Genomic DNA, 12,678 nt, shown 5'->3' on the forward strand with positions numbered 1-12,678 from the left:
TAGGGCCCTATCGAAAAAATTCTAGAATTTTCCTGCAAAAGCTTCCCCGGGTGGGGTTGGGCTGGGTATGTTCCCGATGGCAAACAGTCAGTGACCGCACTGACACTGGTTATCGATCGGAGCACCACCATGACCAACCTCCTCTCTGACGTCCTCGTGCAGACCATCCTGAAGCTGCTCGCGACCGGCTCGGCGAGCGGTTCCGCCAAGTAGCCACGCGAATGCCATCTTTCGGCTACTGCGCGGGAGCCGAGGAGGCACGAAAGGGCCCGATCCTTGACGAGGGGATCGGGCCCTTTCTCATGTCCGGCCGAAGTCGGGGGTGCGCGGCGGTGCCGCGGCGATCGTCGGCCGGTCACCGATAAGCCGGGAAATAAATCCTAAAAATCTCCTGCAAAAGTATTCCGTCCAGTTCGCCTGCTCTGTATCGTGCTGAGTGGCAAACGATCAGTGATTTTCGGTCCAATGCGGCATCGGAAAGCGATTCTCCCCCCGGATTCGCGTTCCGAACCTGGGGCGGTTCCCCTGCCTATACCCGCCGCTCCCAGGTGCGCCGCAACGTTCCGAACCACTGAGCCAACTTTCGGCTATCGCGCGGGATACCGAAGGTGCAAACGAAGGGCCCGATCCATGACGAGGGGATCGGGCCCTTCGGTATTGTCTGGCGCAATGTCTCAGGAAACGAACGCGGGAAGAATGTACGCCGGGCAGCCCGTAGAAGACCGGCAACGGCAGCGTCGTGCACGTTTTCTGGAGTCGGGGCTGACGGTATTCGCACGCGACGGATACGCCAACAGCTCCGTCGGCGCCATCTGTAAGGACGCCGGACTCTCCTCACGCCAGTTCTACGAGGAGTTCACCGGGCGCGAATCGCTACTGCTCGAGCTCTACGAGCAGATCGATCGCGAATCGCGGGAAGCCGTGGCGGCCACCATCGCCGATCACTCCGACGCCAGTGCCATCGACATCATCGACGCCGCCGTGCGCGCCTATATCGAGTCGATCGGGCGAGATCCGCGCAAGGCGCGGGTCGCCCTCGTCGAAGTCGTGGGCGCCGGGCCGAAGGTGGAGAAGTTCCGCCTGGAACTGCGCCGCGCCTGGGGCGCGCTGCTCGCCGGAGCCGCCGAGGATGCCGCCATGCACGGCGAAATCCCGCCCGGCGACTACGAAATGCGCGTACTGGCCATCATCGGCGCGGTGAACTACGTCGTCGACGCCTGGAGCGGTTCCGAACCGCGCCAGCCGCTCGACGAGGTCATCAGCGTGCTGCGCCGCGTCATCATGGGCGCCGTCAGCGCCTGACATACCGAACAGCGTCCGCCGCACCGGCTTTGCGCCGGTGCGGCGTCCTGTGTTGCCCACAGGGCCGCGTTCGTGCCGCTGTGCGGGTGCGGGCGGGGCAGGCGGTAGCGTGCGGTGCGTGGAGAGTGTGCCGATCCAGATGCCGGACGGGACGACCGTCACGGTGCGGCTTATTCCGGCGAAAGGCCCGCACCGGCATCCGATTACGCCCGATACGCCGCGACCGGTGGTGGTGATCGCGCCCGGGCTCGGGGTGCCGGGGGAGTACTACTCGCTCTTCGGAATCCCGCTCGCGGCACGCGGGTTCGATGTGGCGCTGCTGGAGATGCGCGGTAACGGCGACAGCCGCGCGGCGAATCGCAGAGCGCCCGGCGGCTACGGCTATCAGGAATTGGTCGCGGTGGATTTCCCGGCCATGTTCCAGGTGGTGCGCGAACGGTTTCCGGACAGCACCCCGTATCTGCTCGGGCACAGCATGGGCGGGCAATTGGGCCTCATGTACGCCTCGCGGATTCGCGGGCGGCTGGCCGGGCTCATTCTGGTGGCCTCGGGGACGCCGCATCATCGGGGCTACGGCGGACTCACGGGTCCCGGGTTCCTGCTCGGCAGCGCGGCAATCTCGTTGACCGCCAACCTCGCCGGGTTCTGGCCGGGCGACACCGTGGTCGCGGGCAGCTTCGGGCGGCAGTCGCGGCTGCTCATCGAGGACTGGGCGCGGGTGGCGCGCACCGGACGCTTCGAACCCACCGGGGCCGATATCGATTACGAGGAGCGCATTTCCCGGCTCAAACTGCCGGTGCTGTCGATCACCATGACCGGTGACGATCTGACACCGGTCCGGGCGGCGAAACTGCTGCTGCAGAAGCTGCCCAACGCCGAGGTCAGCACCTGGCACAATCCGGCTCCGCACGGGCACAACGGCTGGATCAGCGATCCCGGGAACACCGTCGACTACGTCGAGAAATGGCTCCGGGACCGCTGATTCGCGAACGGGATCGTCAGGCGTCCCGCTCGATCAGTGTGCGAGTGAAGAATTCGTAGATGAGCGCGGCCTGGAACGCGGACTGTTTATTGTCCGCCGCGCCGCCGTGCCCGCCCTCGATATTCTCGTGGTACCAGATGGGGTGGCCCTGGGATTCCAAGAGCGCGGCCATCTTCCGGGCATGACCCGGATGCACGCGATCATCGCGGGTGGACGTGGTGAGCAGGATCGGCGGGTACGCGCCCGCCGGATCGGTGTTCTGATACGGCGAATACTTCGAGATGTACTCCCACTCCTCCGGCTTATCCGGATCACCGTATTCGGCCACCCAGGACGCGCCCGCCAGCAGCAGGTGATAGCGCTTCATATCCAGTAGCGGCACCTGGCAGACGATGGCCCCGAACAATTCCGGATAGCGGGTCAGCATGACGCCCATCAGCAGGCCGCCATTGCTGCCGCCGACCGCGCCCAGCTGTTCGTGCGTGGTGATGCCGCGCGCCACCAGATCCCGTGCGATGGCCGCGAAATCCTCATACACCTTGTGCCGGTTGGCCTTCTGCACGGAGGTATGCCATTCCGGGCCGTATTCGCCGCCGCCGCGAATATTGGTCATCACCCAGGTGCCGCCGCGTTCGAGCCAGCCCATTCCGGCCGCACCGCTGTAGGCGGGGGTGCGGGAGACCTCGAAACCGCCGTAGCCGGACATGACGGTGGGGCCGGGGGTGTCCAGCCGATCCCGGTGCCGCAGTACGAAATACGGGATCATGGTGCCGTCATCGGAGCGGGCGAAGAATTGTTCGGTGTGCACGCCGGCGGCGTCGAAGAATTCGGGTTCCTTCTTCAGCACCTCGGTGCCGCCACCCACCGAACTGGCCAGCAGCGTGGTGGGACTGGTGAAACCGCTTGTGGAGAGCATGAATTCGTCACCGCCCTCCAGCGGATCCAGATTCATGACGCTGGTGGTGGCCATCGGCGGGGCGTCCGCGAGCACCTCGCGGGTCCAGCCGTCCGGGCCGGGGGTGAGCACGTACAGCTTGGTCTGCACATCCTCGAGGGTGATGAGCAGCAGATGGTTCTCGGTCCAGCCGTAACCGTGCAGGGCGGTGTGCGCGTCGGGGGTGAAGATCACCTCGAAATCGCGTGCGCCGGAGAGGAATCGCTCGAAATCGATGGCCAGCAGCGCGCCCGACGGGTGCGTGACGCCCGCGATCTCCCACGGGGATTTCAACTGCACCAGCAGCCAATCCTTGTACCAGGATTCCGAGGCGTCGGTGGGCACGTCGAGATGCCGTAGCGTGCCATCGGATTCGACCAGATAGACCTCTTCGTTGAAGAAGTCGGTGGCGCGGCCGACGAAATGCCGTTCGTAGCCCGGGGTGCGGTCATAGCCCGCGGAGACGGCCACATCGGTGGACTCGCCCTCATACACGGTTTCCGCGGCGGTCAGCGGGGTGCCGCGCTTCCAGCGCTTGGCGATGCGCGGATAACCGGAATCGGTGAGCGCGCCCGGACCGAAATCCGTTCCCACGTAGACGGTGTCGATATCGATCCAGCGAATCTCGGATTTGGCTTCCGGCAGGAAGTAGCCCTGATTCTCCGGTTCGATGAAAACCTTTGCCTCGATATCGAATTCGCGCACCACCTTGGCGTCCGCGCCGCCCCGGGACAGGCTGATCAGGGCGCGCTGCTGTTCGGGGCGCAATACCGCGGCCCCGCCCCACACCCAGTTCTCGCCTTCGGCCTCGGCGAGCGCGTCGAGATCGATGAGCACTTCCCACGCCGGTTCGTCTTTGGTGTATTCGGCGAAAGTGGTGCGCCGCCACAGGCCCTTGGGATGTGCGCCGTCGCGCCAGTAGTTGTAGAGCCACCGGCCGCGCCGCCCCGGATAGGCGATGCGGGTATCGGTGTCGAGCATGGCCAGAATTCGCGATTCGAGTCCGCTGAATCGCTCCGACGCCGCGAAGCGCTCCAGCACCACCTCGTTATGCGCTCGCGCCCAATCCAGCGCCCGCTCACTGGTGACTTCTTCCAGCCACAGATACGGATCCGTCACGCCCTCGTCCACACCGGTCATGCGTACATTGTCGCCGAGCCTCCGCTCGCCCGGCGTCCGGTCACCGCTTGCGCCAGCGTTTGCCGGTGTCGGCGGGTGCTGTCAGAATCTGCGAAGGCAATCGGGGGGAGCGTCTTTCGGCTGCCGTTCGCACACCGAAAACCAGGGGGAACAATGTCATCCGATCTTCTGCACGAGGTTGTCGGCGGAGCACTGCGCGGCGGCCTGATCGCCGCCGCGGCCGCGGGCGGCGTCGCCTGGCGTCGCAGCCGCGCCAAGCGCCGCGAGGAACAGCAGAATCCGCAGCCGGGCGAGGGTCAGCACCAGCCGCCCGCCCAGTAGACGACGACCAGCCGCACCGTTCGGGTGCGGCTGTGGCCGAGGGTGATTCCCGGGAGTTCGGGTGTCACCCGAGTCGGACCAGCATCTTGCCGGTGTTGGCTCCGGACAGGACGCCCAGGAAGGCGGCGGGGGCTTGGTCCAGGCCCTCGTAGACGGTTTCGCGGGTGCGCAGGGTGCCGTCGGCGAGCCAGGCCGCCGCCTTGCCGATGTACTCCGGGAAGAGCCCGAGGTAGCTGGTCACCAGCATGCCGCGCAGGGTGACCTCCTTGGTCGCCGCGAGGTAGAGGTCGGGGGTCCGGGCGGGCTCGACGCCGTTGTAACCGCTGATCGCGCCGACCAGGGCGATGCGGCCGTGCTGCCCGATGGCTTCGACCGCGACGCGCAGGTGCTCACCGCCGACACTGTCCAGGTAGACGTCGATGCCCTGCGGCGCGGCGGCGGCCAATTGCCCGGCCAGATCCCCGGCGCGGTAGTCGATGGTGGCGTCGAAGCCGAATTCGTCACGCAGCAGCGAGGTTTTGGCCGCGCCGCCCGCCGAGCCGATCACCCGGGACGCACCGAGCGCCTTGGCGATCTGGCCCGCGACGCTGCCGACCGCGCCCGCGGCCGCCGAGATGAAGACCGTGTCACCCGGCCGCACCGGGGCCACCTCGGTGAGCGCCGCGTAGGCGGTCAGACCGGTGGTGCCGAGCGCGCCGAGGTACTGCTGCGGCGCGGCCAGCGTTGTATCGATGGGATTGGCGGCCTCGGCGTCGACCACCGCCAGTTCCCGCCAGCCCCCGAAATGCGAGACGGTGCTGCCGACCGGGATTGCGGCGGAACGGGATTCGATCACCTCGCCGACCGCCGAACCCTCCAGGGCCGCGCCCAGTTCGAACGGTGGGATGTAGGACGGGCGATCGTCCATCCGGCCGCGCATGTACGGGTCCACCGACATCCAGGTATTGCGCACCAGGATCTGACCGTCCGCGAGCTCGGGGATCGGCCGCTGCACGAGGGCGAAGTTCGCGGCGGTCGGCACGCCGTCGGGACGCGCGGCGAGCTGGATCTCATGACCGGTACGAAGCTGAGTTGTCATGTCGCACTAACCTTTTCGCTATCCGGAGCGAGTTGTCCGTTCCGATGTGGATAACGTTATGGCGAGTGCGCGACGCATCCCAGGTCCCGCGATGCCACCGCCCGGCCCTAACGCGCCAGCGCGGTGGGGGAGACTCCGGTCCAGCGGTGGAAGGCTTTGCGCAGGGCACGATCATCGGCGAAGCCGAGTTTGTTCGCGATGGCCGCGGTGGTCAATTTCCCTTCCGCGAGAAGTGATTTGGCCTGCTCGTAGCGGGCCAGATCGACTTCCTGCCGCCACGTGGTGCCGTGTTCGGCGAGCTGGCGTTGCAGGGTGCGCCGACTCAGCAGCAGACGGCGCGCCACCGTATCCAGGGAAACCTCACCGCGATCGAGGGTTTCGGCGAGCGCGGCGCGGAAGGCGTCGAGCGGATCGGCGATGGGGCGGGCGCTGGCCAGCACCAGATCGGCATGGCTGCGCAGAAGTTGATTGAGGGTCGGGTCCGGCCGCAACAGCGGAGCGGTGGCATCGGCGGCCGTGAACGTCATCGAGTCGGCGGGGGCATCGAATTCGATGTTCTCGGTGCCGAACGCGGCCGCCAATTCGGAGTGATCGGCGGGCGCGGCATGCCCGAATGTCACGCGCGACGGGCGGATCGGGCGACCGGTGGCCTCCCGTGCGCGACGCAGGTAGTAGGCGAGCACGTATTCGTTGACGACGGCCACGACGGCGGGATCGCCCGCGGTGGTGCGGTATCCGATGGTGAGATCGCCGTCGCCGTCCAGGTCGAAACCCTCGGCGGCGGCGGTGACCAGGCGGTGGTAGGGCTGGGCGGCGTGCAGCGAATCGGTCAGTGTCGCACCGGTTGTCACCAGGTAATCCCAGGTATTGAGGCTGCCGAGCGGTGCGTCGCGCACCACCGCGACACCTGCGCCGGGGGTGGTCCGGGTGTGCGCGATCAACTCCCACAGGCGAACCAGCGAATCGAGCGGAATCCGATTGAGTTCCCCGGTCAGCGCCGCTTCGTCCACACCGTGCACGGCGGCGATCTGTTCGGGGCGCACCCCGGCCCGCAGCGCCGCGTCCCGCACCAATCGAATGAGATGGGTGGAGGCGGTGCCGTCGAGCGGGTTCACGCCTGGAACATTAATCGTCGTTAGGATTGCTGTTTTTATGCCGATCCGCCCAGGAGGTCCCGGATTGCTGTGGGAACAGCACTGCTGCCTGCCGCTGCTGCCCTCGGCCGATATCGCCGAGCTGGCGCGCTATCCGCTGGGTTCGTATCTTTCGGTGAATGTGGGTTATTCGCTGCACTCCACCCGGGATTCGGAGCGGATGATCGATCAATTCCGCCGAGATGCCTTGGCGGACGGCCGATTCCGGCTGGTTGAGCGCATCGCGGATGCGGTCGATCCGGATCCGGATCTCATCGCGCTCGCCTTCGATCTGGAGGATTCCGGACCGCTCGGCGGTGACCTCGACAATGTGAAGATGTTCTACGACCTGGGTGTGCGGTCACTGCTGCCCAGCTATAACTACGCGAATGCGGCGGGCTGCGGCTGCCTCGATACCGAGGACACCGGGCTGACCGCATACGGCCGCGATCTGATTCGCACGCTCAACGAGGTCGGCATGTTCGCGGACGGTTCGCACTGTTCGCCGCGCACGGGTCTGGACATCGCCGATATCACCACTGTTCCGATGGTCTACAGCCATTCGAATTTCGCTGCGGTGTGGGCGCATCCGCGCAATATCTCCGATGATCAGGCGCGGGCGTGCGCCGCCACCGGCGGGGTGATCGGCATCAACGGCGTCGGCATCTTCCTGGGGCGCAATGCGCCGGGTGAGCGCGCCGAACGTGTCGAGGCCATGGCCGATCACATCGTCTACGGCGCGGAGCTGGTCGGATTCGAGCACATCGGGTTCAGCTCGGATTTCTCGTTCGACGGTGATGACTTCAATGCGGAGGTGGCGGCGAATCCGGAGGTGTTCTCCGCGGAGTTCACCCGCTGGGGTCCATTGCAGTGGACGCCGCCGGAGGATCTGCTCGGCGAATCCGATGTGCCGGGACTCGACGAGGTGCTCGCGAACCGCGGTTTATCGGCCGCCGAGCGTGCCGCCGTCTTCCACGGCAATTTCGCCCGCATCGCCGGTCAGGTCTGGCGGGACTGAACGACCCCTGGCGTAATCGATCTTCGCCGCTAGACTCGAACCCGGTGTTTGCCCTGCTCAACCCATTCCGTATCGAAGGGGAGATCAGATGACGCAGCTCGATCGCACGGTGCAGAAATTCGTGGACGCCGTCAACGCGCATGACGTGGACGCGTTCTTCCAGACCCTCACCCCCGATGCCAGCATGTCCGATGACGGCAATGAGCGGAATCTCGCCCAGTGGACCGATTCGGAAATCTTCACCACCAATGGCCGGATGCAGGTCGAATCGGTCACCGCGCCTACCGAATTCGTCGCCGATTACGCCAATGACCGGTGGGGGAGCATGCGCACCGCATGGCGCTTCACGGTGCGGGACGGTCTGATCAGCCGCTTCGAAACCGGGCAGGCTGGATGAGTGCGACGCGCGCGGCGGGGCTAGGCTCGCAGGCGTGACTTCCCACTACGATGTCGTCGTTCTCGGCGCTGGTCCCGGCGGTTACGTCGCTGCGATCCGCGCCGCTCAACTCGGCCTGCGAACAGCTATTGTCGAGCAGAAATACTGGGGTGGCGTGTGCCTGAACGTGGGCTGCATTCCGTCCAAGGCGCTGCTTCGAAACGCGGAGCTGGCCCATATTTTCCATAAAGAGGCCAAGACCTTCGGTATTTCCGGTGAGGTGAGCTTCGACTTCGGCGCTGCTTTCGATCGCAGTCGCAAGGTGGCGGACGGCCGCGTCAAGGGCGTCCACTTCCTGATGAAGAAGAACAAGATCGACGAGTTCGACGGCGCTGGCACGTTCACCGATGCCAAGACGCTCTCGGTCGCGCTGTCCAAGGGCGGCACCGAGACCATCACGTTCGACAATGTCATCATCGCGACCGGTACCACCACGAAGCTGCTGCCGGGGACCTCGCTGTCCGCGAATGTGGTGACGTACGAGGAGCAGATCCTCACCCGCGACCTGCCGGGCTCGATCCTGGTGGTCGGCGCGGGCGCGATCGGCATGGAATTCGCCTACGTGCTGAAGAACTACGGCGTTGATGTGCGGATCGTCGAATTTCTGGACCGCGCACTGCCGAACGAGGACGCCGACGTCTCCAAGGAGATCACCAAGGCGTACAAGAAGCTCGGTATCACCATCACCACCGGTGCGGCCGTGCAGTCCATCGATGACGACGGCTCCAAGGTCACCGTCGCCATCAAGGACAACAAGTCCGGCAATATCGAGACCGTCACCGTGGACAAGGTGCTGCAGGCCGTAGGCTTCGCACCGCGCGTCGACGGCTACGGCCTGGAGAACACCGGCGTGCAGCTCACCGATCGCGGCGCCATCGCCATCGACGAGTACATGCGCACCAATGTCCCCGGCATCTACGCCATCGGTGACGTCACCGCGAAGCTCCAGCTCGCGCACGTCGCGGAGGCGCAGGGCGTGGTCGCGGCCGAGACCATCGGCGGCGCGGAAACCCTGCCGCTGGGCGACTACCGCATGATGCCGCGCGCCACCTTCTGCCAGCCGCAGGTCGCCAGCTTCGGTCTCACCGAGCAGCAGGCCCGCGACGAGGGCTATGACGTGAAGGTCGCCACCTTCCCGTTCACCGCCAATGGCAAGGCGCACGGCCTGGGCGATCCGACCGGTTTCGTGAAGCTCATCGCGGACGCCAAGTACGGCGAGCTCATCGGCGGCCACCTCATCGGCCCCGACGTCTCCGAACTGCTCCCCGAGCTGACCCTGGCCCAGAAGTGGGACCTCACGGTCAACGAACTGGCCCGCAACGTCCACACCCACCCCACCCTGAGCGAAGCCCTCCAGGAGGCCATCCACGGCCTCGCGGGCCACATGATCAACTTCTGATCACTTCGCCCGCAGTACAACAGCATTCGGCCCGGTACCGGTGGAACACCCGGTACCGGGCCGTTTCGTATCCGGCTCGGTCCGCCGGGATGCGGTCGCTGACAAGGAGTGAGAGTAGGCCGGGCGTTGGCATGTCCTACTCCATCAAACGATCAGTCACCCAGGTGTAAGCGCTTGTGCAGGGCGTGGATTCGTTCGGTCAGCTCCGGGAATGGGCCGCTGACCGGGATATTCGGGGCTACCTGGTTGATGGGGAGCGGGTTCACCGGGCCCTGGGGGACGCCGAATTCGGTGAGCCAGGCGGTGAGCTGTTCGGTGGAGGCGGCGTAGACGATGGGGCCCAGGCCCACCCAGGCGTGGGCGGCCGAGCACATGGCGCAGTGTTCGCCGGAGGTGTAGACGGTTGCTGTGGCGCGGTCGGCGGGGGTGAGGTTTTCGGCGGCCCAGCGGGCCAGTTCGAATTCCGGGTGCCGGGTTTGATCGCCGCCGGAGACGCGATTGCGGTCCTCGGCGAGGACGGTGCCGTCGGCGGCCACCAGGACCGATCCGAAGGGTTCGTCGCCCGCGTCCAGTGCCTCGGTGGCGAGTTCGACGCAGCGTTCGAGGTAGTGCAGATCGGTGGGCATGATGCCGCTCCTTCGTCGATGGTGTTGTCGCACAGCTGATCACGACCCGCTGATCACGACGCTGCTCAGTCGCGGTGGTAGGTCTCCTGTGCGGAGCGGATCTGATCGATATTGGTTTCGAGCAGCACCACCAGGCCCTCGAGCTGGTCGGCGACCTTCGCGCCCAGATCGGTGAGGGTGTATTCGACGTGCGGGGGGATGGATTGCTGGACTTCGCGGTGGATCATGCCGTCGCGTTCCAGGGTCTGCAGGGTTTGCGAGAGCATGCGTTCGCTGATGCCGTCGACGCGGCGGCGCAGGGCGCTGAAGCGGAACGCGCCTTCACGGAGCGCGACCAGGGCGAGGACGCCCCAGCGGCTCGCCACATTCTGCAGGACCGGGCGGGATCCGCAGTTTCGCGCGAAGACGTCGGCCTCCAGGGTGGGGTCGTCGTGATCCGGGGCGGGCGTGCTCATGATTCGAGATTACCTAACCGTTCGGGTTGCGGTGCGGGAATGGTATGTGCTTACTATTAGTTAGTACACGTCGATACCGCAGTTCATTCCCTTGAATACCTGGAGGAAGTCATGACCGTCGCCGTCACCGGAGCAAGTGGTCAGCTGGGTCGCCTCACCATCGAGGCGCTGCTGCGCGAGGGCGCACAGCCCGTGGCCGTGGTCCGCGATGCCTCGAAGGTCGCCGATCTGGCCGAGCGCGGCGTCGAGGTTCGCGAGGCGAGCTACGACGACGCCGAGGCGCTGGACCGTGCCTTCGCCGGCGTCGACCGCGTCCTGTTGATCTCCGGCAATGAGTTCGGCAGCCGAGTGGCCCAGCACACCAATGTGATTCGCGCCGCCGAGCGTGCGGGCGTGAACCTGCTGGCCTACACCAGCATTCCGAACGCCGAGCGCAATGAGCTCATCCTGGCGCAGGAGCACCGCGGCACCGAGGCCGCGCTGGACGAGGCGTCCGTACCCGTGGTGCGGCTGCGCAACAGCTGGTACTGGGAGAACTATCTGAACGGCGTCACCGCCGCGGCCGAGTCCGGCGTCTTCTACGGCGCGGCGGGCGAGGGCAAGGTGGCGGGCGCGGCCCGCGCCGATTACGCCGAGGCCGCCGCCAAGGTGCTCACCACCCCCGGGCACGAGGGTCAGACCTACGAACTCGGTGGCGATCTGGCCACCTATGCCGAACTGGCGCAGGCGATTTCGGAGGCCGCCGGTAAGCCGGTGCGCTATCAGGATCTGCCCCAGGCCGACTACGCCGCCGCCCTCGAGCAGAACGGTGTCCCCGCGGGCTACGCCGCCGTACTTGCCGACGCTGACGCGGGCATCGCCCAGGGCATTCTCGCCGTCGACAGCGGTGACCTGCGTAAACTGCTGGGCCGCGAGACCACCCCGGCGGTCGAGGTCTTCCGCACCGCCCTCAACTGAGCGCGGTCTGCGGTATTCGAATTGCGTTCGGGCCCGGTCGAATACGACCGGGCCCCGGGGCGGAGAGCTGTAGATCCAGGCTGGTTCAGTACCAGTTGTGTTCCTGCCAGAACGCCCAGGCCGCCATCGGACTGCCGTAGCGCTCGTTCATGTACTTGTAGGCCCAGCGCAATTGGGTCAGGGGATTGAAGATCCAATCCGGTCCCTCCTCGCCCATCTTGTGCGCGGGCAGGGCCTGAGCCAGTCCGTACGCGCCCGAGGAGGGGTTGACGGCGAACACCCGCCAACTGCTCTCGTGCGAGATGATCTGGTCGAACGCGCCGAACTGATCCAGCGGAACGATGCTCAGCGCCATGGCTTTCAGCGCCGGTCGCGGGAAAACCCAGGACGGCTCCAGGAATCCGGCCGCACCGCTCGAACTGGAGGCCAGTTCGGACAGGCTGGATGACAACTCGGACATCCCGGGCGACAGCGAGGTGACGCCCGAGGCCAATCCGAGCAGCGTGGGAGCGGTCTGGGAGAGTCCCGCGGTCAATTGCAGAAATCCCACCGACAGGTCCGAGAGCCCGTTGGTGTACTCCGACAACTGCGCGATCTCGGCCGCGGTGACCCGCCTGCGTTCCTGCCCCGTATCGGTCACCCAGCGCAATCCACCGCCCTGCCAGACCGGCCCGGTCCGCGACGGTTTGGTGGGTGCTTGCGCGCTGCTGCTGCCGCCGGTGGGGCTGGAGTTTCCGGCGGGCGGTGTGCCGGTGTCCGCGTACGCGGCCGGGCTGCCGACGCCGAACAGGATCGGCGCGACCGAGATCACGAGAATTCCAATGGTTTTCGTAATCACGACTAGGGCGGAGAGGCTTCCACCGTACGCGCCGCGCGACGGTTCGCGTGGGAGCCGGA

At 66.2% G+C, this 12,678-nt stretch carries 14 protein-coding genes; 8 read left to right on the forward strand and 6 right to left on the reverse strand.

Features of this window, described 5'->3' with window-relative positions; genetic code table 11:
- The first annotated feature begins 90 nt into the window (after nucleotides 1-90).
- From ACFC4D_RS23345 to ACFC4D_RS23355, 3 genes are all read left to right on the forward strand, one after another.
- The gene (locus ACFC4D_RS23345) at nucleotides 91-213 is read left to right on the forward strand and encodes a hypothetical protein (protein ID WP_364649487.1); all 123 of its coding nucleotides are present in this window, start codon (nucleotides 91-93) and stop codon (nucleotides 211-213) included.
- Between the two features lie 456 nt (nucleotides 214-669).
- Nucleotides 670-1,302, forward strand: a complete 633-nt coding sequence (locus ACFC4D_RS23350) for a TetR/AcrR family transcriptional regulator (protein ID WP_364649483.1) — start codon at nucleotides 670-672, stop codon at nucleotides 1,300-1,302.
- Nucleotides 1,303-1,420: 118 nt separating this feature from the next.
- Nucleotides 1,421-2,284: an alpha/beta fold hydrolase gene (locus ACFC4D_RS23355; RefSeq protein ID WP_376066560.1), complete on the forward strand. Its 864-nt coding sequence runs from the start codon at nucleotides 1,421-1,423 to the stop codon at nucleotides 2,282-2,284.
- A 16-nt stretch (nucleotides 2,285-2,300) separates the two neighbouring features.
- On the opposite strand, the gene ACFC4D_RS23360 is transcribed toward ACFC4D_RS23355, so the two are convergent.
- A complete protein-coding gene (locus ACFC4D_RS23360; protein ID WP_376066563.1) occupies nucleotides 2,301-4,358 on the reverse strand; it encodes a prolyl oligopeptidase family protein in 2,058 nt (685 codons plus the stop codon).
- A 153-nt stretch (nucleotides 4,359-4,511) separates the two neighbouring features.
- Between ACFC4D_RS23360 and ACFC4D_RS23365 the strand changes: the two genes are divergently transcribed.
- Nucleotides 4,512-4,679 carry a hypothetical protein gene (locus ACFC4D_RS23365; RefSeq protein ID WP_376066565.1) on the forward strand — a complete coding sequence of 56 codons (168 nt, stop codon included), beginning with the start codon at nucleotides 4,512-4,514 and terminating at the stop codon, nucleotides 4,677-4,679.
- 64 nt (nucleotides 4,680-4,743) lie between these two features.
- On the opposite strand, the gene ACFC4D_RS23370 is transcribed toward ACFC4D_RS23365, so the two are convergent.
- Both ACFC4D_RS23370 and ACFC4D_RS23375 read right to left on the reverse strand, forming a co-directional pair.
- Nucleotides 4,744-5,757, reverse strand: a complete 1,014-nt coding sequence (locus ACFC4D_RS23370; RefSeq protein ID WP_376066567.1) for an NADP-dependent oxidoreductase — start codon at nucleotides 5,755-5,757, stop codon at nucleotides 4,744-4,746.
- A gap of 107 nt (nucleotides 5,758-5,864) precedes the next feature.
- The gene (locus ACFC4D_RS23375) at nucleotides 5,865-6,872 is read right to left on the reverse strand and encodes an AraC family transcriptional regulator ligand-binding domain-containing protein (protein WP_376066569.1); all 1,008 of its coding nucleotides are present in this window, start codon (nucleotides 6,870-6,872) and stop codon (nucleotides 5,865-5,867) included.
- A gap of 37 nt (nucleotides 6,873-6,909) precedes the next feature.
- Here ACFC4D_RS23375 and ACFC4D_RS23380 point away from each other — a divergent pair, with 37 nt between their 5' ends.
- From ACFC4D_RS23380 to lpdA, 3 genes are all read left to right on the forward strand, one after another.
- The gene (locus tag ACFC4D_RS23380) at nucleotides 6,910-7,908 is read left to right on the forward strand and encodes a dipeptidase (protein ID WP_376066570.1); all 999 of its coding nucleotides are present in this window, start codon (nucleotides 6,910-6,912) and stop codon (nucleotides 7,906-7,908) included.
- Between the two features lie 88 nt (nucleotides 7,909-7,996).
- Entirely contained in the window at nucleotides 7,997-8,305 is a 309-nt protein-coding gene (locus ACFC4D_RS23385; RefSeq protein ID WP_376066573.1) for a nuclear transport factor 2 family protein, read from the forward strand.
- A 34-nt stretch (nucleotides 8,306-8,339) separates the two neighbouring features.
- Complete coding sequence (gene lpdA, locus ACFC4D_RS23390; protein ID WP_364649459.1) at nucleotides 8,340-9,743, forward strand: dihydrolipoyl dehydrogenase; 1,404 nt, start codon at nucleotides 8,340-8,342, stop codon at nucleotides 9,741-9,743.
- A gap of 152 nt (nucleotides 9,744-9,895) precedes the next feature.
- Here lpdA and ACFC4D_RS23395 read toward each other — a convergent pair whose 3' ends face one another.
- Together ACFC4D_RS23395 and ACFC4D_RS23400 are read right to left on the reverse strand one after the other, a co-directional pair.
- Complete coding sequence (locus ACFC4D_RS23395; protein WP_376066574.1) at nucleotides 9,896-10,369, reverse strand: nucleoside deaminase; 474 nt, start codon at nucleotides 10,367-10,369, stop codon at nucleotides 9,896-9,898.
- Nucleotides 10,370-10,434: 65 nt separating this feature from the next.
- Nucleotides 10,435-10,824: a winged helix-turn-helix transcriptional regulator gene (locus ACFC4D_RS23400; RefSeq protein ID WP_375964026.1), complete on the reverse strand. Its 390-nt coding sequence runs from the start codon at nucleotides 10,822-10,824 to the stop codon at nucleotides 10,435-10,437.
- 111 nt (nucleotides 10,825-10,935) lie between these two features.
- On the opposite strand from ACFC4D_RS23400, the gene ACFC4D_RS23405 reads away from it, so the two are divergent.
- Nucleotides 10,936-11,781 (forward strand): SDR family oxidoreductase, encoded by an 846-nt coding sequence (locus ACFC4D_RS23405; RefSeq protein ID WP_376066576.1) that lies wholly within the window; start codon nucleotides 10,936-10,938, stop codon nucleotides 11,779-11,781.
- A gap of 85 nt (nucleotides 11,782-11,866) precedes the next feature.
- Here the strand turns inward: ACFC4D_RS23405 and ACFC4D_RS23410 are convergent, their stop codons facing one another.
- Nucleotides 11,867-12,592, reverse strand: coding sequence for a transglycosylase SLT domain-containing protein (locus ACFC4D_RS23410; protein WP_375964031.1), 726 nt, complete (start codon nucleotides 12,590-12,592; stop codon nucleotides 11,867-11,869).
- Between the last annotated feature and the right edge of the window lie 86 nt (nucleotides 12,593-12,678).

The organism is Nocardia sp. NPDC056000, from assembly GCF_042269265.1.
Lineage (GTDB): Bacteria > Actinomycetota > Actinomycetes > Mycobacteriales > Mycobacteriaceae > Nocardia.

Coding starts and splice junctions, on each gene's coding strand:
- ACFC4D_RS23385 (WP_376066573.1), top strand. CDS start 7,997: ATGACGCAGCTCGATCGCACGGTGCAGAAATTCGTGGACGCCGTCAAC.
- ACFC4D_RS23395 (WP_376066574.1), bottom strand. CDS start 10,369: ATGCCCACCGATCTGCACTACCTCGAACGCTGCGTCGAACTCGCCACC.
- ACFC4D_RS23360 (WP_376066563.1), bottom strand. CDS start 4,358: ATGACCGGTGTGGACGAGGGCGTGACGGATCCGTATCTGTGGCTGGAA.
- ACFC4D_RS23400 (WP_375964026.1), bottom strand. CDS start 10,824: ATGAGCACGCCCGCCCCGGATCACGACGACCCCACCCTGGAGGCCGAC.
- ACFC4D_RS23405 (WP_376066576.1), top strand. CDS start 10,936: ATGACCGTCGCCGTCACCGGAGCAAGTGGTCAGCTGGGTCGCCTCACC.
- ACFC4D_RS23380 (WP_376066570.1), top strand. CDS start 6,910: ATGCCGATCCGCCCAGGAGGTCCCGGATTGCTGTGGGAACAGCACTGC.
- ACFC4D_RS23350 (WP_364649483.1), top strand. CDS start 670: ATGTCTCAGGAAACGAACGCGGGAAGAATGTACGCCGGGCAGCCCGTA.
- ACFC4D_RS23370 (WP_376066567.1), bottom strand. CDS start 5,757: ATGACAACTCAGCTTCGTACCGGTCATGAGATCCAGCTCGCCGCGCGT.
- ACFC4D_RS23365 (WP_376066565.1), top strand. CDS start 4,512: ATGTCATCCGATCTTCTGCACGAGGTTGTCGGCGGAGCACTGCGCGGC.